This window comes from Nonomuraea sp. NPDC003707, from assembly GCF_053587055.1.
Map to the genome: position 1 here is coordinate 78,243 of NZ_JBSFNK010000027.1, position 23,275 is coordinate 101,517.

Below are 23,275 nucleotides of genomic sequence, written 5' to 3' on the forward strand. Positions count from 1 at the left end.
TAATGCTGATGCATGTAAGACGAGGAATCATTTGGGAGAGTTCGGTCACATTTCAATCACTTGTGCCTGGGAAAGGGACCCGTCAAAGGCGGTGGGTCAGGCCGGTGTGCCGCCGTCCGGCGCCCTTGGTGCGGACGGCCTGGGCCAGGGCGCGGCGGGAGCCGACGATGACGACGAGTTTCTTGGCCCTGGTGATGGCGGTGTAGAGGAGGTTGCGCTGCAGCATCATCCAGGCGCTGGTGGCCAGCGGGACGACGACGGCCGGATATTCGCTGCCCTGGGAGCGGTGGATGGAGACGGCGTAGGCGTGGGCGAGCTCGTCGAGTTCGTCGAAGGCGTAGTCGACGGCCTCGTCCTCGTCGGTGACGACGGTGAGCTTGTGCTCGTCGGGCCGGATGTCGGTGACGATGCCGACGGTGCCGTTGAACACCCCGGCGGCGCCTTTGTCGTAGTTGTTGCGTAGCTGGGTGATTTTGTCGCCGACGCGGAAGACGCGGCCGCCGTAGCGGCGTTCGGGCATGCCTTCGCGGGCGGGGGTGAGGGCTTCCTGCAGGGCGGTGTTCAGGGCGCCGGCGCCGGCGGCGCCGCGGTGCATGGGGGCCAGGACCTGGATGTCGCGGCGCGGGTCGAGGCCGAAGCGGCGCGGGATGCGGCGGGAGACGACGTCGACGGTCAGGGCGGCGATGTCCTCGGCCTCCTCGCAGGGGAACAGGAAGAAGTCGTTCATGCCCTGGAGGATGGGGTGGTTGCCGGTGTTGACGCGGTGGGCGTTGACGACGACGCCGGACTCCTGGGCCTGGCGGAAGATCTGCGTCAGGCGTACGCGGGGGATGTCGTCGGCGGCGAGCAGGTCTTTGAGGACCTCGCCGGCCCCGACCGAGGGCAGCTGGTCGACGTCGCCGACGAACAGCAGGTGGGCGCCCGGCGCGACGGCCTTGACGAGTTTGTTGGCCAGCAGCAGGTCGAGCATGGAGGCTTCGTCGACGACGACGAGGTCGGCGTCCAGGGGGTTGTCGCGGTCGAAGGTGGCCTCGCCGCCGGGGCGCAGCTGCAGCAGCCGGTGGACGGTGGTGGCCTCGTGGCCGGTCAGCTCGGCCAGGCGTTTGGCGGCGCGGCCGGTGGGGGCGGCCAGGATGACCTTGGCGCGTTTGGCGCGGGCCAGCAGGACGATGGAGCGTACGGTGAAGCTCTTGCCGCAGCCGGGCCCGCCGGTCAGGACGGCGACCTTCTCCGTCAGGGCCAGGCGGACGGCCTGGCGCTGCTCGGAGGCCAGGTCGGCGCCGGTCTGGCCGTGCAGCCAGGTCTCGGCGCGTTCCCAGTCGACGTCGGCGAAGGCTTTGAGCCGGTCGTGGCCGGAGCGCAGGAGGGAGAGCAGGCCGGAGGCCAGGGAGTTCTCGGCGCGGTGGAAGGGCGGCAGGTAGACGGCCGGTACGACGTTGTCGCCGGCCGGGATGGGTTCGCGTACGGCGCCTTCGGCTTCGATGAGGTCTTCGAGGCAGGTGGTGACGAGGTCGGCGGGCACTTCGAGGATCTTGACGGCGTCGGCGGCGAGGTTGGGGGCGGGCAGGTAGCAGTGGCCGTCGTCGGCGGCCTGGGACAGGGTGTAGCGCAGGCCGGCTTTGACGCGTTCGGGGCTGTCGTGGGGGATGCCGACGGCCTGGGCGATGGTGTCGGCGGTCTTGAAGCCGATCCCCCACACGTCGTCGGCCAGCTGGTACGGGCGGGTCTTGACGACGGAGATGGACGATTCGCCGTACTGCTTGAAGATGCGCACCGCGATCGAGGTGGACACGCCGACGCCCTGCAGGAAGATCATCACCTCTTTGATGATCTTCTGTTCCTCCCAGGCGGCGGCGATCATCTTGGTCCGCTTGGGTCCCAGGCCCGGGACTTCGACCAGGCGCTGCGGCTGCTGTTCGATGACCTCGAGGGTGTCGGTGCCGAAGTGGTCGACGATGCGCTCGGCCATCTTGGGGCCGATGCCCTTGATCAGGCCGGAGCCGAGGTAGCGGCGGATGCCCTGGACGGTGGCGGGCAGGACGGTGGTGTAGGAGCGCACCTCGAACTGGCGGCCGTAGCGGGGGTGGGAGCTCCAGCGGCCGAGCAGCCGCAGCGACTCGCCGACCTGGGCGCCGAGCAGCGGGCCGACGACGGTGAGCAGATCGGAGCCGGAGCGTTCGGTGGCGACGCGGGCGATGGTGTAGCCGGTCTCCTCGTTGGCGTAGGTGATGCGTTCGAGAACACATGAAAGTTCGGTGGTGATGACCGTATCTGCACCTTCGCCCACCGTTCGAGCCTCCCACCGCAGCCGCTTCCGGGCCCAGAGTAGAGGAATAGCCGGACATGGGCGCCTCGCGGGAAGCGCTGTGCGCCCGGACGGCGCACGATTTGTGATGTGAGATGGTGTTGATCGTGAGAACCCGTGACGAAGCGTTTGCTGCCGCCGGTCGAGTCCTCGCCGAGACGCCCTGTCCCCTGAAGAGGCGGCCCGTGCCGCGTACGTTCCGGGTGGCCGCTCTGTCGAGGAGTTGGCGGCCATCATCCGCGAGCAGCGCCGCAGGGCTCGCGCACGCCAGCAAGCCGGCCTGAACTGATTTCGATTGTTGTTTTGGGTTCTTGGCCCCTTTTTGCAGGTCAGAGCGAGACGATCTTGTCAGGCAGGTAAGGCACGGCGCTGAACCAGGCAGCCGAAAGCGCGAGGTTCGCGGCCCTGTCCCAAAGGCGCGGTGATCACCAGGAGATGGTCAGCGCGCGTTCGCCGTTCATCCCTTCTGCATGGGCCCGGAACCCCCAGAGGTGCATCGAGCCGCGTTTCTGAACCCCGCTTGCGGCAGCCCAGCGAGGTGCGACACAGAAGACCGGGGAAAGGGCGCCGTCCGCGAAGCGGCCATGGTGACGGGGCAACGCCCCTATGCCATGGTGATCACATGACCGAGAACCCGATCCCCACGCCGGTCCCGCTTCCCCCGCCCATGCGCTACCTGACTGAAGACGAGAATAACCACGTCAAGAAGACCGCCTCCGAACAAACCCAGAATTATGAGGTGGATGAGACAGTGGCCATCGCAGTCGCCTACGCTGCCCTGGGCGCTATAGGCCTGTTCGGGACGCAGTCGATTCTTGCGGAAAGCAACGACGAGAAGTGCAACGCGCTGAGACTGGCATGGGACACCACGCAGCCAAAGGAGAAGAAGTATCTCGGGTCGTGGTGGCAGTGCATCGGAGATCCCGGCCACTACGGCCGCCACTTCGCCTACAGCATAGTTGAGTGGTCTGACGGCGAGCCCGGCACTGTGCCCGCCACCAGGACGGCCTGACGGCCTCACGGCGCGCTGCGCAGCTCAGGGCCCGGACGGCGGCCCGTCGGCCGAGCCCTGACCGAGTACTGGCAGCACTGCGCCCACTGACGGCCGATGCGGAGCCGCTGCCCCCTGCTCCTCGCCGGAGAGGCAGGCTCCGGGATGGCCCGGGTCTGGTTGGCCCGCTCGTACGCGTCGCGGCGGGCGTGCCGCTCGGCCACCAGCGCGGGTCGTGGGTGTGGATCCAGGGAGAGCCGGCCGGCCGGTGATCGAGGGCGTGCCGGATGTCGCTGATGGTCGCGCCGAGCTCGAACGCGGGCCGCAGCACGCTGCGCAGGTGCCCGCGGAGGCGGCACGACAGCATCAGTCGGGGCACGTTGTGGTACCAGAAGCCGCGGTGAACGAGCATGCCGCGCCGGCGGCCGTCCCGCTCGAGGAAGTCGATCGGGTGCCACCACATGAAAGGGCCCTTCGGAAGGAGGCCGGTGTGAGCACGGGTGATCAAGAGGTTGATCGGCGTGGACCCATGGCTTGCATGGCTGGAATGGTGGGCGCATGAGCGATCCCAACTCGCCGCTGCCACCGCCAAGCCGCGAGGATGCGGCTGCTCGATGGCGAGCGCTGGCAGCAGGTGACATGACCCGTGAGGCCGTGCATGCCTGGGCAGCTCCGTGGGTGGAGGGTGAGGGGGCGTCCGCCGACTGCCCTCCCTTGGTCCTCACGGCTCTGCAGTACCTGCATGGGTTCGATCTTTGTCGTGATCCAAGTCGTCCCGGCGTCGTGTGGCACGGCCCGGCAGGCGAAGGCGAGTGGCTTCATTCACCCGACGACATCTGTGATGGACTCGCCCGATGGCAGGAGAAGTGCGAGCTCTACGATGCGGATCCGCAGGGTTGGATGCAGGCGGCACGTCAGCAGGCGAGGGCCCTTGTCCAAGGCGGCAAGGGGCCTTTCGGTGCTGGTGAGGGCATGTGAAAGGCCCCTGGGCATGTGCTTCATGGACGGTGCTCACTTCGCCACCGCCTCGACGTCGTCGTGGAAGTCGGACTCGTGCGCGGCCTCGCCCTGCGCGAACGCCTGGCCGAGCTTGTAGGCCGGGGATCGGTTCAGCGCCGACTGCTCCTTGTCGTAGCGGCGGGTGGTGCGCGGGTCCGCGTGGCCGAGGAGGTCCTGCACGACGTGGAGCTCCACGCCCTCGCTGAGCAGGTATGTGGCAACCGCGTGCCGCAGCGAATGCGGGGAGATTGCATCCCAGTGCGGGACCCCGGCCTTGCGAGCGATCTCGCGGATCTTCCTGAAGATCGCGGGCTGGTCGAGCGGCCTACCGGTGTCCGTGCGGAACAGCGGGCCCTCGTCGCCGCCGCGCAGCGTGATGTACCGGTCGAGGGCAGCGCTCGCGTATGGCGGAACGGCCAGCCGCAGCGTCTTCCCGGCCGGGCCCTTCACGGGCAGGTCGATCACCCGGTGGCCGGTGTCCCACCCGAGGGACGACAGGCGGGACTCGATGACACCGCCGACCCGGCAGGCGGTCACAACGACCAGGCACAGCATCGCGTACGCTCGGGCGCTGTCCCGGACCCTGGACGCGGCGGCCCGGCCATCCTCATGCGCGGCTGCGGTCTTGTCGGCCTCTGCCTTGGCCCAGGCGAGCATCCGGTCCATGTCGGCCTTCGCCAGGCCGCGCGTGGTCGACAGGGACGAGCGCTGCGCGCGCTCCATGTCGAGGAACGGGTTCCGGGCGGCGGCGCCGGCGCGCACGAGGTACCGGTACCACGACGATGCCGCGGAGATGCGCCGGGCGCGGGTCGAGGCGGCAAGGCCCGCGTCACGCAGGGCCGCTCCGTACAGGTCGGCCTCGATCGGCGCGATGTCCATAGGGTCGAGGCCGCGGGCCAGGATGTAGGCGAGCCAGAACGACAGGTCCTGGGAGTAGCCGCGGCGCGTCTTCGGGGAGCTGCGCTTCTCGCTGGACAGCCATCCGGCCGTGGAGGTGAGCACGATGGGGTTCGTGCCGGAGGCTCGCATGAGCTCGGCCAGCTCGTACTCATCACTCGCGGGCGGGGCGCCTCGTACGGCTGGGCGAGACACGGTGATGGCGACCCCCTGTTCGTCGGGGGCCGAGTCGTGGCGTAAGGGGGAAACGGTCACAAAAACGATCTTACATGATAAGAGACATTGGCATGTAAGATCATTCGTCGCGAGGAGTCGTTCCAGAAAGCCACTAACCGGTGACCGGTGATGGGATCGAGAAATCCAGTCATAGGGCATCGACGCAGCGTGACGTCATGGCACAAATGGAACCATGGCAAACAAGCAGCCCCCGGACGATCCCTGGGACCCCCTCGCACGCGAACGCCAAGCCATCAGGGCAGCGGAATCAAAGGAAGCCCTGTCTGTCCTGATGATCGTCTTCGCGTGCCTAGGGCTCCTCGCAGGTGGCGGTGCCCTCACCGAGGAAGGCTCCACTCCTGCAAGCTGGATCGTCATCGCGGCGAGTGCAGCATTAGGCACGTTCGGTGCCGCATGGATGTGGAGGCTCTCCAAGGCCGAGAAACAGCGCCAACTCCAGCTGGCCGCCAGACGCGCCCACCCGCTGAAACCCCGCGTTGAAGCCGTCACCGCCGCGTTCGCCGAAGCCTCACAGCTCATGGCCGAATTGCAACACGACCTCGAACTCCAGCAAGCCGCCCACCAGATCCTCGCCGAAGCGGTCGACGAGCATCAGAATTTCCTCGATGTCAACCACGAGCAAGCCCAGAAGATCCGAGAAATCGTCCTCAGCGACATCCACGCCAACCGACGCGGCGACCGGCGCCAGCAATGGCTGTTCTTCATTCTTGGCGTCGCCGTCTCCATCCCTATCGGAGTCGTCATCAACGTGCTCGTCCCCTAGCCACCAATCCGCGCCCGCACCTCCCGTTCCACCACCGACAGACGATCGAGGCGCAGAAGGCGGCGCCTCCGATGATCGAACACAGTCGCGGGCCTCCCCTCCCCCCCACCACCATCGAACCGAACCCACCGATACCCCACACCGGCCCGCAGCCGAAACAAGATCCACCCACACACCACCATATGAAGCAAAAGGCGACGCCGAATGCAGGCGCCCACGCGGCCGCACGACCTTTGTGAGAAGCCACCTGCGATCTTCCACGGGCAGCACGTCCCACTCCTGCAGGAGCCCTTCGACCACCGGCACGGCGTTCCGAGCGTCCGGGGCGCCCTCCCCCCACTCCTGCCGCCAGATCCGCCAGCCGTTGCCGAACCCTGTCGCGGTCAGCGCGAAGCCGATCCCGGGACGGGATGTACTCCTTCTCGAGAATGATGCCGCGCGAGACCAGGTCGGTCTGGCGGGCAAGGTCAGCCTCGATCTTCTTCAGCTCGCGTTCCAGCCGCGCGGACTCGGTCTCGACCGTGCGAGCCGCCGTGCGAGCGACGGATCGCCGGGCACGTGAGGCATCTCGCGGACGCCTTTCGGACGCTCGTGCGAAAGTGGATCGATGGCAACCCGCTGTCGGTCATGCCCCCGTTGTCCGCTCGGCCCGCTGTGATGCGGTCGGGTGGGTGTGACCGAGGGTGCGCACCCTTCAGGAGGGGGCTATGGCAAGGGCTGTCGTGAAGTGGGCCGGTGGGATGGCAGCGGGGCTCGCGGTCCTGGTGGTGCTCCTGGCGTCGCCGTTCGCCCTCGGCCGGCTCGCCGGTGCGACGGGGGATGACTGGGCCTCGCTCGCCGACGTCGGCGACGCCTATGGCTCCGTCGTCGCGCTGCTCACCGCGGTGTCACTCTTGGTGCTGGCCGTATCGGTGGCCTTTCAGGCGCGGACGGCACGCATCTCGTCGGAGACCGCCGTGCGGATGCTCCATATGGAGATGATGCGTTTCACGATAGAAGACCCGTCTCTCCTGCAGATGGAGGGCGCGGAGTGGGACGGCACAGCCGAGGCATCCGAAGAGATGCGGCGGTGGGCGTTTGTCAACATGCAGCTCGGGCTCTACCGGTCGTTCCACGCGCTCAAGGAGTTGCCGACAGCCGAGCTGCGGATGGCGATGGCCGCGAGGTTCAGGTCGCGGATGGGCCGAGAGCATTGGGAGCACAACCAGGCCTGGTTCCGGGCGAGCGAGCGCAACCGTCACGACCGGCGATTCAACGAGATCGTCGAGGAGGAGTATCAGAGGGCCGTCCAGGCGGGTGAGGCGGTGGCGGAACGTTCGCGGGTGTCGCGTGGCGGGCTGCCGCGGGAGTTCGTGGTGGGCGGGGTGGCGGCCGTCGTCGCGGTCGGGGCCGGGATACTCCTCGGCAAGAGGCGCGGCAGGCAGGGCTGACCACGGGCAGCCACTCGCGCGGGCCGGTCCCGCACCCGAGGTGAAGCGGTTCTCCCCCGCGTCGAACCGAGGCGGGCCCGCTCAGAGGACCTGCGGGTACGGGCCGAGTCCGTCGAGCCACTGCGGTGAGTCGGTGGCGGCGCCGTGATCCGGTCGGCGTCGCGGATCGCCTGCAGCGGTGAGCGATCATCGGTGCGGCGCGTCCCCCAGGTGTCCAGTGCACGCCCGGCGGTGCTGTAGCGGCGACTACTCCCGGCGGCGTAGTCCGGTCGGTCGCTGGTCCCGGGGCGGTAGCGGCAGATGACTTCGCTTGCAGGACGCCCCCGAGCAGCAGTTGAACGACGATTACGGTCATGACGACCCCAGCCCATACATCCACCGGGCTCCCCACCCGCATCGCCGCCGCACAGCCGGGTCCGAACCGCGACGACCCCTCCGGCTCAAAGGACTGAGCCGCGTTGACCAGTAGACAATCAGCAGGCCGAAGCGTGCCCGCCGAGCCGGATGCCCGGCCGGGGCTCACCCTCGCCGCGGTGGCCGTCGTGCAGTTCATGGTGTCGCTGGATCTGTCGGTCGTGAACGTCGGGCTTCCGCAGATCGCCGCCGGCCTCGGATTCAGCGCGGTGGGCCTGACCTGGGTGATCCACGCCTACGCGCTCACCTTCGGCGGGCTGCTCCTGCTGGGCGGCAAGGCCGCCGACCGCTACGGCCGCAAGCCGGTCCTGCTGCTCGGGCTCGCCCTGTTCGGCCTGGCCTCGCTCGCCGGCGGTTTCGCCCAGGAACCCGGTCAGCTGGTCGCCGCCCGGGCCGCGCAGGGCATCGGGGCCGCCGCCCTGGCTCCGGCCGCGCTGGCGCTGCTGACCACGACGTTCCCCGCAGGCAAGGAACGCGTGCGCGCCTTCGGGATCTGGAGCGCGACGAACGCCGCCGGAGGCGCGCTCGGCGTCCTGATCGGCGGCCTGCTGACCGAGTACGCCGGCTGGCGCTGGGTGATGTTCGTGAGCGTGCCCATGGCCGCCTGCGCGCTGGCGCTGACCTGGCGGGCCGTGGCCGCGGGGCCGCCTGCGGTGCGCGCCGCCCGTCCGGATGTGCTCGGCGCGGTCCTGGCCACGGCGGGCATGACCCTGCTGGTTTTCGGCATCGTCCGCACCGACCGGTACGCGTGGAGTTCACCGGTCACCGTGGCGACGTTGGCGATCGCCGCCGTACTGCTGGCCGCGTTCATCCTCGTCGAGCGGACCACGGCCCGCGAACCGCTGATCCGGCTCGGCCTGTTCACCAACCGCTCGGTCGCCGGCGCGAACGCCTACAACCTCCTGGTCGGCGCGGCCATGGCCGCGGCCTTCTACTTCGCGTCCCTCTACCTGCAACGCGTGCTCGGGACGGGGCCGGCCCTGACCGGGGTCGAGTTCCTGCCGTTCGCGCTCGGCGTGGTCGCCGGATCCGTACTGGCCGTCAAACTCGGCTACCGGCTCGCGCCACGTACTCTTCTGGTCATCGGCGGGCTGCTGACGGCGGCCGGGTTCGCCTGGTTCGGCATGATCAGCCCGGACGGCGCCTTCGTCACCGACGTCCTGGGGCCCTCGATCGTCGCCAGCGTCGGCTTCGGGCTCTGCCTCGGACCGGTCGTCTCCACCGCGACCGTCGGCGTCGCGGCCCGCGAGACCGGCACCGCCTCCGGCCTGCTCAACAGCTCACGCCAGATCGGCGCCTCACTCGGGCTGGCCGCCCTCGGCACCGTCGCGCACAACCGCACCGGCCGGGCCGGCACGCCCGAGACCCTCAACGACGGTTACGCGCTCGGCCTGAGCCTCGGCGCCGTCCTCCTGCTCGGCGCCGTACTCATCGCCCTCACGGTCCTGAGAAGGACCGGCCCGCCCGCACGGGCCGAGCAGGCCGATGACCGCGTTCCGCTCTCCGCCCGGGAATGACCGGCGATCCACCCACCGCAGAAAAGGGGCGTCTCGGCATGTCTGTGAACCCGATCGATCTCTTCACGTCCTCCGTTCACCTGCGCCAAGGCGGCAAGATCCACGCCGGGAAGGCGGCGATGGACGCCGACCAGGACGGCTGGCAGCTGACGGCATTCCACGCCAAGACCGGCGCCGACGTCCACGCCGACCACTGGGAGGTCCATCCCGAGGCCGAGGAGGTCGTGTCCTGCCTCGTCGGGAAGATCCGCCTCTACCTGCGGCCGGAGCGGCCGGGGCAGCAGGAGGAGGAGATCAGGCTGACAGCCGGGACCGCCGCCATCGTCCCGCGCGGCCGATGGCACCGCATCGAGCTGGACATCCCCAGCAACATCATGGCCGTCACCCTGCCGCGGGGCAGCCGGCTGGAGAAGCGCACCGAAGCCTAGACCAGGTCGGGGTGACGAAGTCACCGAAGGTGGCGTCGGTGAAGGTGCTGTCCGCCGGCTCGGGCGCTGTGCTTCAGGTCTTGCAAGGCGAGGACCTTCGTCGGGCTCATCCAGCCCTGCGAGGGTTTGTGAAGCGCCCAGCCGTCCCCGAGGGTGACCCCGGCGTGCTGCGCGGCTCCATCGGCACCCCGCCAGACCAGGACGGTCCCTGGCTCGTCGTCATGCCCTCCCTTCACGGTGTGCTCCGCGAGCCAGTCCTCGAACGGCTCGCGGAGCATCCACCTCTCCTCCGCGCCCTCGGCGCCGCAGGCCGCCATCACCGTGCCGAAGCAGTTCGGGCCGCTCCGGGCGGGGAAGGTCCCGGCGAGGTGCCGCGCTCCGGGCAGCGCGCAGGCGATGGCGTCCCACGTGGCGGGGGCGACGTCGCCGTGCCGGCTGGGGCGGCGCCCCTTCTCGACGTACGCGACGACCGTCTCGACCTCACGCCCGGCGATCGAGCCGGGCCAGCGGTGCGGCGCGGGCTGGCTGCGCCTGACCGAGGCCGGCAGCCGGCGCGCGCCGGCCTCGGTCAGCCACACGAGCGCCGACGAGCCCAGGCCGTAGAGGTAGAAGGTGTCCCTGACCTCGGGCGTGAGCCGGTCCCGGTCATCCTCGAGATCGAGGGAGCCGGCGAGATCGGACGGGATGACGAAGGGCTGCACCGGCGGCGCGAACCACCCGAGCCACCGTTGGAGCAGGTCGTCCGGCACCTCGATCCCCAGTACGAGCATGACGCCACCCTAGAACGGTCACGTGCTCATCACCGCCGCCCGCCGAACTCCCAGTCGTGCACCTCGATGTCGGCATAGCGGTCCTGGGTCAGGACGGCGCGGGCCACGTCCGGGTCCGGCGCCCGGACCAGCAGCGCCGTACCCAGCCAGGTGGCGCCGTCGTCGGACAGCAGCGGCCCGTACGCGATCAGCTCGTCCCGGTCGGCCGGCGGGACCAGGTCGGCCGCCTGCCCGAAACCGAGGCCCAGCACCAGATACCGGTTGCCGCCCTCCTTGCCGCCGGGGAAATCCCACATGGTGCGGCCCAGCACGTTGCGCCATCGCCGCAACATCACATCCCGGTAGACACCGGCCTGGTAGTTGGGCTCATCGAACACGAACGCCCGCGCGGTGGCCGGATCCGGCAGGTCGACGATATGCACGCTGCCGGTGGCCCGCTCGCTTCCGCGGCCGAAGGTCGGGCCACGGGCGATCATCTTCGCCGCGTACCGGTCCATGTAGGACCAATGCTCTTCCACCAGCTCGACGCGCAGCGCCGCGGTGTCAGACCGGTCACGGTGATAACAGAAGAATTCCATGCCGAGAGTACCTACCACGGACCGCGCCGGTGGCTCCATTCCGGCAGGCGCGGCTACCAGGTTCGGACGCCGGCACGGACCGGCATCTCGTTGACGGCGACCCGCCGCTCTCGCGGGACGTCCTCCGGCCGCAGCGCCTCCACTCCGTCGATCTGCAGGCGGGCGCGTGGAGCACCACCATCAAGCGCCTCACACGCTGTGACCTGGCGCCGCAGTTCTTCGACCCGCTCGACCAGTTCCCGCGCCGCCTGCAGGATCTCCTCCTCACCGCCACGGTCCCAGTCATCCATCTCGCGCAGTTCTTCGAGATGGATGACTGGGACCGCCAGCAGGGAGTCGCCCCGCCGCTTCACCTTGTCGCGGCCACCGGGCCGCCGCGGGCCGGTGGTACGGCCAGCCGCCACGGCTGATCGGTGCACACGACCAAGAGGCCGGGACGCCATAGGTCGGCCTCGGCGAGCACGACGAACTCCAACGGCAGGTCGACCCCGTAGCATTCGCGCATGACCTCCGGCACGGACAGGCCGTGCTCGTACAGCGCGTGCGCCAGACGGGCCATCGAGGAGTAGTCCTCGCGGGACGCCTGCGCCCGCAAATGCTCGGCCATGACGGTTTTGCGGGCCTAATGCGGCCTTGTCGTTGTCTACGGGGCCATGTGCTTGACTGGGCCGATGAAGAAGATCGTCTGCATCGCGGCCAGGGCGGCGCTGGTCGGTCTTGTGGTGGGTCTCGTCGCGTCCGCCGTCTTCATCGGCGCGTTCGTGGGTGACGAGGACAACCCTGGAAACCCCGCCCTCACCTTGAGCATGCTGGTCTCCTTCCCGCTGGGCGCCGGCCTGTCCTGGCTGACCCGGCTGCCGCTCTGGTGGCTCGTGGCGATGGCCGGCCCGATTGCCGCTGTGGCCTTGGGCGTGGTGCTGGTGCCCGTGGCTCCGTTCTTCGGTCTCGGCGAGCTCGGGCAGATCGCCGGGATCCTCACACTCAGCCCCACCCTTGGCTACGGCGCGGTGGCCTTGGTGGGCAGCACGATGGCCCGCTGAACCCTCCATTCACCGATACGACGGGGGGCGCGGGCAGGTTCCCGGTCTCGCCGGGGCTGACGTGGCCGGGGGCCTCTGTGGGTGAGGAGGCGTAGGTGGCGACCTCCGCGATGACGGCCGGTTCGGGGGCACGTACGCCGCACCGGCCGTCCGGCGTCATATCTCCCCCGTGGGGCCTACTCCGGTGAGGGCGAGGTCGAGCAGTCGGTGGGCCTGGGCCGCGCCGTCGGGTTCGTGTTCGACGGCCAGGCAGATGGCGTTGACGAGGGTGAGCAGGTCGACGATGGCCACGTCGGCCCGTACGGCGTTCGCGCGGCGGGCGCGGTCCAGCAGGTCATCGCCGGCGCTCACGATCATCGTGTGGCAGGTGGCGCCTAGGGCGGGGTCTCCGTCGTGGGCGCCCCGCATCAGCGAGGCCGCCAGGCCGCGGTTGGAGACGACGTGCGTGGCGACGGCGCCCAGCCAGGTCACCAGCGCGTGCCCCGCGTCCGGGTCGCCGGCCAGGTCGGCCGCGGTGGCGCACAGGGCCTCGACCTTGTCCCGGAAGACGGCCTCCAGCAGCTGCTGCCGGGCCGGGAAGTGCCGGTGCAACGTGGCCGAGCCGACCCCGGCGCGCCGGGCGATCTCCTCCAGGGACGCCTCGGCTCCCTGCTCGGCGATGGCCTCGGCGGCCGCGGCCAGGATGCGGTCGTAGTTGCGGCGCGCGTCCGCGCGCATCGGCCGCGCGGGCGACGTCGTACGGCTGTCGTGCGGCATGTGGTCTCCCAGCGGGCTTGCAAAAACGGGGTGGCCCTCCATATCGTACTCATCCATAAACGGAGGGCCACCCCGGTTAGCTGGATGGCCCCTGACCCCTGGAGACAGCATCGTGAAGACCATCGTCGTGATGGGGGCGACCGGCCTGCAGGGCCGCGCCGTGACGGCCCGGCTGCTCGCCGACGGCTGGCGCGTACGAGCGGTGACGCGCGACCCGGACGCCGCCGGGGCCCGGGCGCTGGCGAAGGCGGGCGCCCGGCTCGTACGCGCCGAGATGGACGACCCCGCCTCCCTCACCGCCGCGGCCGAGGGCGCCTACGGCCTGTTCAGCGTGCAGCCCACCGTCGGCTCCCCCGGCACCCCGGCCGGCTTCACCGCCGATCACGAGGTCGTCTGGGGCCGCAACGTCGCCGACGCCGCCCACGCCGCCGGCGTGCGCCACCTGGTCTACGCCTCCGTCGCCGGCGCGGGCCGCCACAACACCGAGAAGCTGCCGCAGAACGTGGTGAGCAAGTGGCGGATCGAGCAGCACATCACCCGGCTGGGCCTGCCCGCGACCTTCCTGCGCCCGGTCTCGTTCATGGAGAACTACACCGGCGCCTACCACCTGCACGACGGCGCCGTGACCACCGCGTTCGAGCCGGCCGTACCGCAGCAGATCATGGCCGTCGACGACGTCGGCGCCTTCGCGGCCCTGGCCTTCGCCCAGCCGGAAGAGTGGATCGGCCGCGCGGTGGACCTGGCCGGGGACGAGCTGACCCCGCTGGAGATCGCCGCGGCCATGTCCGAGGCCGTCGGCCGGCCGCTGCCCTACGTACAGATCCCCATCGAGGTGATCGCCCGGGCGGGCGAGGAGTTCGCCTTCGCCTACACCTGGCTCAACGAACGCGGCTGGCGCGCCGACGTCTCCTTCGCCCGCGCGCTGCACCCGGGGCTGATGGATCTGCGCACCTGGCTGGCCCGCACCGGAGCGGCCGCGATCGACGGCTTCCTGACCGCCCAGAGCGCCCGATGACCGCACCCGAACTCGGACAGGTCGGCATCTGGGCGGGCGAACTGGACCGCCACCCGGCCCCCGTCCTGCGCGAAGCTGCCGCGGCCGTCGAGGACCTCGGCTACCCGGCGCTGTGGTTCCCCGAGACGACCGGCCGCGAGGCCATGGCGCAGGCGGCCCTGCTGCTGTCGCTCACCCGGCGGACCGTCGTCGCCACCGGCGCCGCCGGCATCTACGCCCGCGACGCCGTCACCACCGCGGCCGCGCAGCGCACCCTCGCCGAGGCGTTCCCCGGGCGGTTCCTGCTCGGCCTCGGCGTCGGCCACCCCGCCCTGGTCACCGACGTGCGCGGCCATCGCTTCGGCCCGCCGGTCGCGACCATGCGCGCCTACCTGGACGCGATGGACGCCGCCCCGTTCGGCCCGCCGGTCCCGGCGGGGCCCCGGGTCCTGGCCGCGCTGGGCCCGAAGATGCTCCAGCTCGCCGCCGAACGAGCCGCGGGCGCCCACCCGCTGGGCATGCCGGTCGCCCACACCCGCCACGCCCGCGGCCTGCTCGGGCCGCGGGCGCTGCTCGCGGTCACCCAGCTCGCCGTTCTCGACCCGTCTCGGCCCCGCGCGGCCGAGCTGGCCCGCGCCCACGCGGCCGCCGGCCTGCCCAACCGGCTCACGCCGCTGCGCGATCTGGGCTTCGACGACCCCGAGTCACTGGACGAACGGCTGGTCGACGCGCTGGTGGCGACCGGCGGCCCCGAGGACGTCGCCCGCCGCGTCGGCCAGCACCTCGAGGCCGGCGCGGATCACGTCAGCCTGCACGTGCTCACGGCCACACCGGACCGGCCGCCCCTGCGTCAATGGGAAGATCTCGCCACGCTGCTGCTGTGAACGGAGGTCCCGGCACCGGAGCGGTCGGCGCTGTCCCCTTGTGGATGCGGCGAAAGGAGGTGCCGGACGGATCAGCGGTGGGCGCGCAGCGCGGCCAGCACCCATGCGAAGGCCGGGACCGCCGGTGGGGACGGTTTCTGGCCCTTGAGGATGCTCAGGAGCTGCCAGTACCGCTCCACTCGGGGCTCGGCGACCATGTTCAGCCACATGATCAGAGCGGCGGTTTCCTCGGCGGGAAGGTCGTCGGGGACGATCCGCTTCAGGATCGGTCGTGCCCCGGCCGATTCCGGCGCGATGCCGCGCGACAGAGCGGTGCCCGCGTGCTCCAGGACCAAGGGCCGGAGGTTGAGGCCGTACTCCAGGCGGTTGTCGTCCTCGCCGCTGAGAACCATCCCTCGGACCGTCTGCCGGAAGCCGTCGTCGCCCACCAGTTCGGCCAGTTCCACCCACGCGTTGATCTGTTCGGAGGTGGGGTCCTCGGGCAGGTCCGGCGGCAGGTCGCGCATCCAGCCCGCGACCAGCGCGGCGTCCTCGTCGACGACGCCGGCGAACGCGCGGTCGACGAAATCGTCGATGATCTGCTGACGTTCCCGTGCCGACAGTCGGGCCAGCGCGTTGATCAATGCGATCTCCTTGGTAGAGCTGTCACGGTTGGCGAGCACGCGCAGGACGGACCGGCGTACGTTCAGGGTGCGGATCTCGGCGTCGAGCGCTTTGACGTGCAGGTCCGCCACGTCGCTCAGCGTGGCCCGCTGCTCCAGCACCTGCTGGACGGCGTCGAGACCAAGCCCGAGATCGCGAAGCGTCCGGACCAGGTCCAGCCGCGCGACCGCCTCCGCGTCATAGAGCCGGTAGCCGCCCCCCGACCTCTGGACAGGGGGGACGACGCCGCGATCGGACCAGAAGCGGATCGTGCGCGCCTGCAGCCCCGTACGCCGGGCCAGCTGCCCGATCGTGTAAAGACCCGTCGCGTCGTTCATGACTCGAATCTGCACCTTCCACCCGGTGGAACCTCAAGCGATTTGTCGGAGATTCTCGCCGCGGACGCGGCCCGGAGGAGAAGCGCTACGGATGTCATCGGGTAAGAACGCCGCCCACGGCAGCGTCAATCGCGATCGGCGGCGAGCGCGGGGTCCGTCCGGTTGGCCGCGTGTGCGGTCAGGGCGCCGAGCGCGCACAAGAGCGCGAGCCCGAACAACACGTACCGCGCCGAGTCGAGCATCGACGCGCCGCCCAGGTTGACCAGGACGCCCGCCACCGCCGTGCCGAACGCGATCGACAGACTCGTCACCGTGGCGATCCCGGCGGCCGCCCGCCTGCCCTCCTCCGGATCCCGCGTGCTGGACATCGCGGTCACCGACAGGTGCGGATAGGCCAGCCCGATGCCCGCACCGGCCACGAACAGCACCGGCACCCACACCGCCACCAGCCACAGCGGCGTCTCCTCGCGCTGCAGCAACCCCTGGACGAGCAGGCCCGCGGCCAGCAGCACCGGGCCGAGCACGCGCAGCCGGCGCACCGCGCGCCCGCCCGTCACCGACGCGCTGCCGATCTGGGTGAGCGACCAGCCCAACGAGATGGCCGCGGCGAAGAACCCCGCCACCAGCGGCGCCAGCCCGGCCAGCCGCTGGCCGAACAGCGGCAGGAACGACTCGGCCGCGACCCCGCAGGCCAGCAGCCCCAGCGTCAGATAGACCCACTTCAACGACGAACCGCTCCGGTACGTCGCCTGCGGGAAGACCCGCAGGTCACTGCCCCGCTCATGGATGACGAACCCGGCCATCAGCAGCACCGCCGCCCCGATGCCGGCCGCCTTCGCGAGCGTGCCCGCCAGCACCCCCGCCACGCTCACGGCCCCGGCGGCCGCCATGACCAGCAGCAGGGACACGACCGGGACCGGCGGGCGCAGGTCCCGGTCATGTCCGCGTCCCGGCAGCACGCGGGGCACGAGCGCGCCGCACACCGCCGAGACCGCCGCCATCACCGCGAACGCCAGCCGCCACGAGCCCAGCTGGGCGAACAGGCCGCCGAGCGCCGGACCGGCGAAGTTGCCGACGCCGTACATCGCCGACATCAGCGCGGTGCCGCGCGTCCAGAGCCGGGGCGGCAGCGCCGACCGGATGACGGCGAACCCCAGCCCGGACAGCAGCCCCGCCCCGAACCCCTGGACGCCGCGCGAGGCCAGCAGCACCGCCATCGCCGGGCTCAGCGCGCAGGCCAGCGAACCCGCCGTGAAGACGGCGAAGCCCAGCAGGTACGCGCCGACGTTCCCCCACCGGGACAGGAACCGGCCGGCGAGCATCGTCGCGATCACCATGGCGACGAGGTAGATGGTCATGTTCCAGGCGTAGAAGCCCGCGCCGCCGAGGTCGGCCACCGCGGTGGGCAGCAGGCTCGCCGCGAGGTAGATGTTGATCGCACCGACGAGCACCCCGCCGGCCAGCACGATCATCGGACCCGGCAGCCCCGCCGCAGTGTGAGTTTGCCCGGATATCGGTTCGTAGTCGTCAGCACTCATGGCTTCAAGGCTGTCGTTGAACCGGTTCCGGAGAGTTTGCGCCGCCTGCCGGGTGACGGTGCTGGGCCGGGCGGCGGGAGAGTTTCAACCCGCGGTGGAACCCCGGCCCGCGCGGGCCGTCAGCCGAGGGCGTCGAGCAGTTCGCGCTCGCGCTGGGCGCTGAGGCCGGCGCGCCGGCCGCGCTCCAGCCCCTGCTCGCGCTCCCAGTCCAGCGTGTCGGCCAGCATCTCGGCCCGGGGACGATGGCGCAGCCCCGCGGCATGCGCCGCGGCCCCGGTCCGGGACGCGAACCCTTCCCAGCCCGGCTCGACCAGCCACATCGGCAACGACTCGGGCCCCATCCACTCGGCCACGCCGTTCGCCAGCAGCCATGCCGACTCGGCGGTGACCACCGGGCCGGTGTGCCCGCCGGCGGCACGGGACAACTCGATCCACTCCCCGAACGGAACGACCGGCCCGACGGCGTCGAAGGTGCCGGCGACGCCCTTCTCGCCGGCGTCCAGCAGCCAGGCTGCCAGGTCGCGTGCGTCGATCGCCTGGGTCGGCAGGTGCGGCGCGTCGGGCACCAGCATCGGCCCCTGCCGGTCGCGGGCGGCACGGGCCGCCCAGTAGCCGGTGCGTCCGCTGTGATCGCCCGGGCCGCCGATGAGGCCGGCGCGGGCGATGAGCAGGCGCTCGCCCACGGCCGCCGTGGACGCCAGCTCGCAGGCGGCCTTCGCCTCGCCGTACAGGTCGCGGTCGACCTCGTCGCGATCGGTCGCGGGGAGCAGGGCCGTGGACTCGTCGGCATCCGGTGCGGCATGGGAGGCGTAGGCGCTGACGGAGGAGACGTAGGCCCAGTGCCGGGCCCGGTCGCCCAGCGCGTGCAGGGCCTCGCGGACGAAGCCCGGCTGCCATGACACCTCGATGACGGCGTCCCATTCCCGGTCGAGCAGCGGCTCGTACGCCGAAGGATCGCGCCGGTCGGCGGCCACCAGCCTCGCTCCCTCCGCCACCTGGCCGCTCTCGCCGCGCGCCAGGCACGTCACCTGATGGCCGCGCTCGATCGCCTGCCGCGACAGCTCCCGGCCCAGCCAGGCCGTTCCCCCCAAAACCAAGATCTCCATTCCGACACCCAATCACCGCGAACGCCGAGCACCCAGCCGGGTTCACTGACAGCGCAGCGGATTCGCCGAGAGCGGAGCGGGGCCTGCCCGGGACGCGGTTCGTCCCGGGCAGGCTCGGTGAGCGTCAGACGCCGAAGGGCGCGGGGTAGACGATGGTGCCGCTGGGCACCGCGATGGTGTCGTCGAAGACGAGGGCCATCATCGCCTCGTCGGGCACCTCGAAGGAGGGGCGGATCCCGTACGCCGAGGCCGGGGTGAAGCCGAAGCGCGGGTAGTACTCGGGGTGGCCGAGCACGAGGACGAGGTTCTCGCCCTTGTCGCGTGCGGCCTGGAGACCGGCGCGGATGGCGGCCGAGCCGGCGCCGGTCTTCTGGTACTCCGGCAGGACCGCGCACGGGCCCAGCGCCAGGGCCGGAGCGGCGTCGACGTGGCAGCGGGTGAGCAGCGCGTACCCGGCCACGGTGCCGTCGGGGGCCTGGGCGACGATGGACAGCTCGGGCGACCAGGCCTCATCGACGCGCAGCGCCTCGATGAGGTCGGCCTCCAGCGGCGTGGGGAAGGCGCCGAGGGCGACCGCGCGGATCGCGGGGATGTCCTGCGGGGTCTCGGCGCGGGTGATCCAGGTGTGCGACATGGTGTTCTCGTCTCTCGTCATGGGAGTGGTCGTGGGGCTGGTGGTGGCGGTACGCAGGACGCCGCCGGGGGCCGGCAGCAGTGCGGCGCGGTCTGGACCGCAGCCCAGATCCAGCGTCCTGGGCCGGTCGGGCAGCAGGCCGGCCAAGGTCAGCGGCCGCTGTGTGGTGGCATCCGAGCCGGGCCCCTGGCGGGGCAGGTCGCGATGCAGGTCGTAGAACGCGTTGACGATCGCGTCATCGTTGAAATCGGGCACTGTGCCAGATGTTCCTTCAGCGGAAGAGAGGGCAGCGGGCCGCGGCCCGCTGCCCGGGTCACGACCGGCGCTGCCGGTCCCGGAAGGCGTAGGTCTCACGCAGCGAGCGGGTGATCGCCTTCTTGCGATCGTCGTGCTGGGCGCGCAGGCGCGCGTCGCTGCGGGAGCTGGCCCAGGCGTTCTCGCGCTGGAGCTTGCGGTAGCTGTCGAGGCGGCGTTCGCTCAGATCACCTGAGGCGATGGCCGCCTGGACCGCGCAGCCGGGCTCGGAGTCGTGGTCGCAGTCGCCGAAGCGGCACTGCTGGGCGAGCTCCTCGATGTCGGCGAAGACCTGCTGCAGGCCCTCGTCGGCGTCCAGGAGGCCGACGCCGCGCAGACCGGGGGTGTCGATCAGCACGCCGCCGCCGGGAAGCGGGACCAGACTGCGGCGGACCGTGGTGTGGCGGCCCTTGCCGTCTTGCGCGCGTACGTCGCCGGTCTCCAGGACCTCGGTGCCCAGCAGCGCGTTGCCCAGCGTGGACTTGCCCGCTCCGGAGGGGCCGAGCAGGACCACGGTGCCGGTGAGCGCCGCGGTGAGCGCGTCCATGCCCTGGCCGGTGGCGGCGCTGGTGGCGATGATCTCCACCCCCGGGGCAAGCTCGGTGATGGCGGTCACCGCCTCGCCGGGATCGGCCGACTGGTCGGCCTTGGTCAGGACGATCACGGGCTGGGCGCCGCTCTCCCACGCCAGCGCCAGCAGCCGCTCGATCCGGCTCGGATTCAGCGTGCCGCCGAGTGAGACGGCCACGACCGCCGTGTCGACGTTGGCGGCCAGGGCCTGGCCGTAGGAGGTACGCGACGCCGATGACCGGACGATGACACCGCGCCGTGGCAGCAGCGCGACCAGCTCGGGCGTGGGGCCGGGCCGCAGCGCCGCCCAGTCGCCCGTGCACGGGGACTCGACCGGATCCGCCACCGCCGGGAGCGAAAGGCGGGCCCGGAGCGGGCCGGTTTCGGTGATGACGTCGCAGGCGCCGCGATCGACGCCGACCACGCGGGCGGGAATGAGCCTCGCGGAGCGGTGGGAGGCGAAGGACTGTTCGAGCCCTGCGTCCCAACCGTACGCGGACAGGCCATCGTCAAAGGAATGCTCGAATGACAACGGAATGGAACCCTTTGCAGAAAAGGGGCCTCGGCGGATGGGACATGCCGCATCCGTGCCAGGGAAGGCGCCTCGAAAGGTCAGCCAAGGCCCGGGGACGTGAGGATGGACCGAGTGCCGCAGATGGCAGCCATCACCACGACGGTCATTTAACCTCACCTCCCTCGAAGAGTTCCTGTTGTCACGAACGTGTCTTGCGTTGGACAAGATAGCAGCATGAGCGGCCACCCGCAAAGATCACGTCGTCGCTGTCCGCCCCAGGGGATCAGGGGGTGGCGAGGTTGATGGTGGCGGGGATGCCCTGGCGGGTCATCTTGGCGTACGGGCACAGCGCGGTGGCCTGGGCGAGCAGCGGGGTGACCCGGTCGGGGTCGGCTCCGGGCCAGGTCACGACGAGGTCGGCGCTCAGCCGGTAGCCGCCGTCGGCCGGGTCGCGACCGAAGGCCACGCTCGCCTCCACGGTGATCGACGCGGGGTCGAGGAGGTGCCGGCGGGCCAGCAGGCTGAGGGCGCCGTGGAAGCAGGCGGCGTATCCGGCGGCGAAGAGCTGCTCGGGGTTCGGGCCGGGGTTGTCGCCGCCGAGTTCCTCGGGCATCCGCAGCTGCAGGTCGAGGGTGCCGTCGGCGGAGCGGGCCCGGCCGGTGGCCCGGCCGTGGGCGGAGCTGCCGCCGCTGACGGCGACGCGCGTGACATAGAGGGGTTTGAACGTGGAGCCGCTGTAGTCGTGCTCCGTGGACAGCATCGGTTCGTTCACCGGTCCGCCTTTCAGCGACGCCTGAGGCGCCTGAGGTGAGGGCATGCTGGTCATGGGCGGTGCCAGCGCTGCAACTTGTCGGGGTTCAGGACGATCCACACCGCGGTGATCTCGGCTTCGGCGACGCTCACTCCGACCACCGCCACGGCCCGGCCCGCCTGGCGCAGCACCAGGCCCGTCCGGCCGTTCACGGACTCGACGGCCACCTCGGTGCCGGGCCGGCCGGCCAGCAAGGACGTGACGAACCGGGCGACCGCGTCCGCGCCGTAGGTGGGGCGTACGGGGGCGCGCAGTTTGCCGCCACCGTCGCTGACGACGATCGCGTCCGCGGCCAGGACCGCCCGCAGCGCCGCCGTGTCCCCCAGGTCGCAGGCCGCGGCGAAGCGGCGCGCGACCCGGTCGTGCCGGACGAGCATCCCCTGGTCCGGCCTGGCCTGCTGGTGTGCCGGGCGCCTGGCGGGCTGGGGACGGGGTGCCGGGGCGGGGGACGGCGCTCCGGGCGTACCCGGTCCGGGCAGGGGGCCGGGGGCGGCGAGCAGTTCCAGGCAGATGCCTCCGGCGACCCGCGTCAGCCAGGCGCGCGGCACCGCGATGCCGGCGCGTTCCTCGTCGTCGAGGGCGTACCAGCGGCGATAGGTCTCCTGGACGATCCGGTCAGCCGTGCTCTCCGAGCCGAACATCCACAAGGCGATCTCGAGCAGGTGCTGCCGCTCGTCGAGCATCTCCGCCAGCGTCCCGGCGCTCACGTCGGTCATGTCCGGCCACCCTCACGGCCAGGAGAGCAGGCCTGTGTCCATGCTGTGAAGGTGCCGGCGTGGCCGCCGGGCAACGAGGTCGTCCGCACGATGTCCTCTGTTCTTTCGGAGTCGGCAGTTAAGACAGGACAGCCGCTCAAGTTGTGACACCCCACAGAAGCCGAACGTCTAATCCCCTCGTGAGCGGTCGTAGGCGCCGAGTTTGGCCGGGTTGACGATCCACATGACGTGGTGGATGCCTTCCGGCGAGGCCTCGATGGTGAGCAGGGTGACGTCGGTGCGGTTGCGGGGGACGAGCACACCGGCGCGCCCGTTCACCTCGACCCAGGTCAGTTTGGCGCCTGGCCAGAACCTCGGCGCGTACGCGGCCAGGAACTTCGCCACGCGGCGGCTGCCCAGCAGGGGGAAGCGCGCCGCCCCTCGGATGCCGTTGCCGTCGGAGGAGCTGACGACGTCCTCGGCGAAGAGGTCTTCGAGGGCGGCGATGTTCCCCGTCTGGGCGGCGTCGAGGAAGACCGCCAGGAGGCGCCGATGCTCCGTCTTGTCGATGGGCTCGCGCCGTGCGGCGGTCAGCCGTTTCCGGGCGCGGCTCACGAGCTGGCGCGCGTTGACCGTGCTGACCTGCAGGATCTCCGCGATCTGCGGATAGGGGTAGACGAAGGCCTCGCGCAGCACGTACGCGGCCCGCTCGGTGGGGGTGAGCCTCTCGAGCAGCAGCAGGAAGGCGAGTTCGAGCGCTTCACCCCGTTCGGCGCCCAGCGTCGGGTCCATGCTGGTGTCCACCGGTTCGGGAAGCCAGGGCCCGATATAGGCCTCGCGCCGCGAACGGGCGGACTGGGCGACGTTGATGGCCAGGCGGGTGGTGATCAACGCCAGGAAGGCCGGAGGGTTCTCGACGGTCGAGCGGTCGGTGTTCTGCCAGCGCAACCAGACTTCCTGAAGGACGTCCTCGGCTTCCACCGCGCTGCCGAGCATCCGATAGGCGATGCCGAACAGCCGCGGGCGCAGCTCGACGAAGGCGGACGCGGCCCGTTCGAGTGCGTTTGCCTGTTTCAGTGATCCCACTTGCATGATTCCCCCACGCCTTCGCTCTCCACATCGATCCGTCC

At 70.9% G+C, this 23,275-nt stretch carries 25 protein-coding genes; 9 read left to right on the forward strand and 16 right to left on the reverse strand.

The window, feature by feature from the left end; genetic code table 11:
* Positions 1-82 precede the first annotated feature (82 nt).
* Positions 83-2,287, reverse strand: a complete 2,205-nt coding sequence (gene recD2, locus ACWDRB_RS46570) for an SF1B family DNA helicase RecD2 (RefSeq protein WP_449905280.1) — start codon at positions 2,285-2,287, stop codon at positions 83-85.
* Positions 2,288-2,927: 640 nt separating this feature from the next.
* Here recD2 and ACWDRB_RS46575 point away from each other — a divergent pair.
* Complete coding sequence (locus tag ACWDRB_RS46575; RefSeq protein ID WP_449905282.1) at positions 2,928-3,317, forward strand: hypothetical protein; 390 nt, start codon at positions 2,928-2,930, stop codon at positions 3,315-3,317.
* Between the two features lie 5 nt (positions 3,318-3,322).
* On the opposite strand, the gene ACWDRB_RS46580 is transcribed toward ACWDRB_RS46575, so the two are convergent.
* Positions 3,323-3,520 (reverse strand): hypothetical protein, encoded by a 198-nt coding sequence (locus ACWDRB_RS46580; RefSeq protein WP_449905284.1) that lies wholly within the window; start codon positions 3,518-3,520, stop codon positions 3,323-3,325.
* 334 nt (positions 3,521-3,854) lie between these two features.
* On the opposite strand from ACWDRB_RS46580, the gene ACWDRB_RS46585 reads away from it, so the two are divergent.
* Positions 3,855-4,274 carry a hypothetical protein gene (locus ACWDRB_RS46585; RefSeq protein ID WP_449905286.1) on the forward strand — a complete coding sequence of 140 codons (420 nt, stop codon included), beginning with the start codon at positions 3,855-3,857 and terminating at the stop codon, positions 4,272-4,274.
* Positions 4,275-4,307: 33 nt separating this feature from the next.
* On the opposite strand, the gene ACWDRB_RS46590 is transcribed toward ACWDRB_RS46585, so the two are convergent.
* Positions 4,308-5,447 carry a tyrosine-type recombinase/integrase gene (locus ACWDRB_RS46590; RefSeq protein ID WP_449905288.1) on the reverse strand — a complete coding sequence of 380 codons (1,140 nt, stop codon included), beginning with the start codon at positions 5,445-5,447 and terminating at the stop codon, positions 4,308-4,310.
* Positions 5,448-5,601: 154 nt separating this feature from the next.
* On the opposite strand from ACWDRB_RS46590, the gene ACWDRB_RS46595 reads away from it, so the two are divergent.
* The 4 genes from ACWDRB_RS46595 (at position 5,602) to ACWDRB_RS46610 (ending at position 9,981) form a co-directional block, all read left to right on the forward strand.
* The gene (locus tag ACWDRB_RS46595; protein ID WP_449905290.1) at positions 5,602-6,192 is read left to right on the forward strand and encodes a hypothetical protein; all 591 of its coding nucleotides are present in this window, start codon (positions 5,602-5,604) and stop codon (positions 6,190-6,192) included.
* A gap of 707 nt (positions 6,193-6,899) precedes the next feature.
* A complete protein-coding gene (locus ACWDRB_RS46600) occupies positions 6,900-7,622 on the forward strand; it encodes a DUF6082 family protein (RefSeq protein WP_449905292.1) in 723 nt (240 codons plus the stop codon).
* Between the two features lie 488 nt (positions 7,623-8,110).
* Entirely contained in the window at positions 8,111-9,553 is a 1,443-nt protein-coding gene (locus ACWDRB_RS46605; RefSeq protein ID WP_449905294.1) for an MFS transporter, read from the forward strand.
* A 38-nt stretch (positions 9,554-9,591) separates the two neighbouring features.
* Positions 9,592-9,981, forward strand: a complete 390-nt coding sequence (locus ACWDRB_RS46610) for a cupin (protein ID WP_449905296.1) — start codon at positions 9,592-9,594, stop codon at positions 9,979-9,981.
* A gap of 20 nt (positions 9,982-10,001) precedes the next feature.
* Here ACWDRB_RS46610 and ACWDRB_RS46615 read toward each other — a convergent pair whose 3' ends face one another.
* The 4 genes from ACWDRB_RS46615 to ACWDRB_RS46630 are packed head-to-tail and all read right to left on the reverse strand — an operon-like array spanning position 10,002 to position 11,936.
* A complete protein-coding gene (locus ACWDRB_RS46615) occupies positions 10,002-10,751 on the reverse strand; it encodes a hypothetical protein (protein WP_449905298.1) in 750 nt (249 codons plus the stop codon).
* 29 nt (positions 10,752-10,780) lie between these two features.
* Complete coding sequence (locus tag ACWDRB_RS46620) at positions 10,781-11,329, reverse strand: YciI family protein (protein ID WP_449905300.1); 549 nt, start codon at positions 11,327-11,329, stop codon at positions 10,781-10,783.
* A gap of 53 nt (positions 11,330-11,382) precedes the next feature.
* On the reverse strand, positions 11,383-11,619 hold the full coding sequence (locus ACWDRB_RS46625) for a hypothetical protein (protein WP_449905302.1): 237 nt from the start codon (positions 11,617-11,619) through the stop codon (positions 11,383-11,385).
* Positions 11,620-11,678: 59 nt separating this feature from the next.
* A complete protein-coding gene (locus ACWDRB_RS46630; protein ID WP_449905304.1) occupies positions 11,679-11,936 on the reverse strand; it encodes a hypothetical protein in 258 nt (85 codons plus the stop codon).
* Positions 11,937-12,000: 64 nt separating this feature from the next.
* Between ACWDRB_RS46630 and ACWDRB_RS46635 the strand changes: the two genes are divergently transcribed.
* On the forward strand, positions 12,001-12,369 hold the full coding sequence (locus ACWDRB_RS46635) for a hypothetical protein (RefSeq protein ID WP_449905306.1): 369 nt from the start codon (positions 12,001-12,003) through the stop codon (positions 12,367-12,369).
* Between the two features lie 156 nt (positions 12,370-12,525).
* Here the strand turns inward: ACWDRB_RS46635 and ACWDRB_RS46640 are convergent, their stop codons facing one another.
* Complete coding sequence (locus tag ACWDRB_RS46640; RefSeq protein WP_449905307.1) at positions 12,526-13,125, reverse strand: TetR/AcrR family transcriptional regulator; 600 nt, start codon at positions 13,123-13,125, stop codon at positions 12,526-12,528.
* 112 nt (positions 13,126-13,237) lie between these two features.
* Here ACWDRB_RS46640 and ACWDRB_RS46645 point away from each other — a divergent pair, with 112 nt between their 5' ends.
* Positions 13,238-14,140 carry an NmrA/HSCARG family protein gene (locus tag ACWDRB_RS46645; RefSeq protein ID WP_449905309.1) on the forward strand — a complete coding sequence of 301 codons (903 nt, stop codon included), beginning with the start codon at positions 13,238-13,240 and terminating at the stop codon, positions 14,138-14,140.
* Positions 14,137-15,003, forward strand: a complete 867-nt coding sequence (locus ACWDRB_RS46650) for a TIGR03620 family F420-dependent LLM class oxidoreductase (RefSeq protein WP_449905311.1) — start codon at positions 14,137-14,139, stop codon at positions 15,001-15,003. Before ACWDRB_RS46645 ends, ACWDRB_RS46650 begins: the two co-directional genes overlap by 4 nt.
* A gap of 71 nt (positions 15,004-15,074) precedes the next feature.
* Here ACWDRB_RS46650 and ACWDRB_RS46655 read toward each other — a convergent pair whose 3' ends face one another.
* From ACWDRB_RS46655 to ACWDRB_RS46690, 8 genes are all read right to left on the reverse strand, one after another.
* Complete coding sequence (locus ACWDRB_RS46655; RefSeq protein ID WP_449905313.1) at positions 15,075-15,983, reverse strand: helix-turn-helix domain-containing protein; 909 nt, start codon at positions 15,981-15,983, stop codon at positions 15,075-15,077.
* Between the two features lie 125 nt (positions 15,984-16,108).
* On the reverse strand, positions 16,109-17,521 hold the full coding sequence (locus ACWDRB_RS46660) for an MFS transporter (RefSeq protein ID WP_449905315.1): 1,413 nt from the start codon (positions 17,519-17,521) through the stop codon (positions 16,109-16,111).
* Between the two features lie 119 nt (positions 17,522-17,640).
* The gene (locus ACWDRB_RS46665) at positions 17,641-18,627 is read right to left on the reverse strand and encodes an NAD-dependent epimerase/dehydratase family protein (RefSeq protein ID WP_449905317.1); all 987 of its coding nucleotides are present in this window, start codon (positions 18,625-18,627) and stop codon (positions 17,641-17,643) included.
* A 124-nt stretch (positions 18,628-18,751) separates the two neighbouring features.
* A complete protein-coding gene (locus ACWDRB_RS46670; RefSeq protein WP_449905319.1) occupies positions 18,752-19,516 on the reverse strand; it encodes a GNAT family N-acetyltransferase in 765 nt (254 codons plus the stop codon).
* Positions 19,517-19,574: 58 nt separating this feature from the next.
* Positions 19,575-20,657, reverse strand: a complete 1,083-nt coding sequence (gene rsgA / locus ACWDRB_RS46675) for a ribosome small subunit-dependent GTPase A (protein WP_449905321.1) — start codon at positions 20,655-20,657, stop codon at positions 19,575-19,577.
* Positions 20,658-20,922: 265 nt separating this feature from the next.
* On the reverse strand, positions 20,923-21,411 hold the full coding sequence (locus tag ACWDRB_RS46680; RefSeq protein ID WP_449905323.1) for an Ohr family peroxiredoxin: 489 nt from the start codon (positions 21,409-21,411) through the stop codon (positions 20,923-20,925).
* A 50-nt stretch (positions 21,412-21,461) separates the two neighbouring features.
* Positions 21,462-22,166 carry a hypothetical protein gene (locus ACWDRB_RS46685; protein WP_449905325.1) on the reverse strand — a complete coding sequence of 235 codons (705 nt, stop codon included), beginning with the start codon at positions 22,164-22,166 and terminating at the stop codon, positions 21,462-21,464.
* 168 nt (positions 22,167-22,334) lie between these two features.
* Complete coding sequence (locus ACWDRB_RS46690; protein WP_449905327.1) at positions 22,335-23,237, reverse strand: RNA polymerase sigma-70 factor; 903 nt, start codon at positions 23,235-23,237, stop codon at positions 22,335-22,337.
* Positions 23,238-23,275 lie beyond the last annotated feature (38 nt).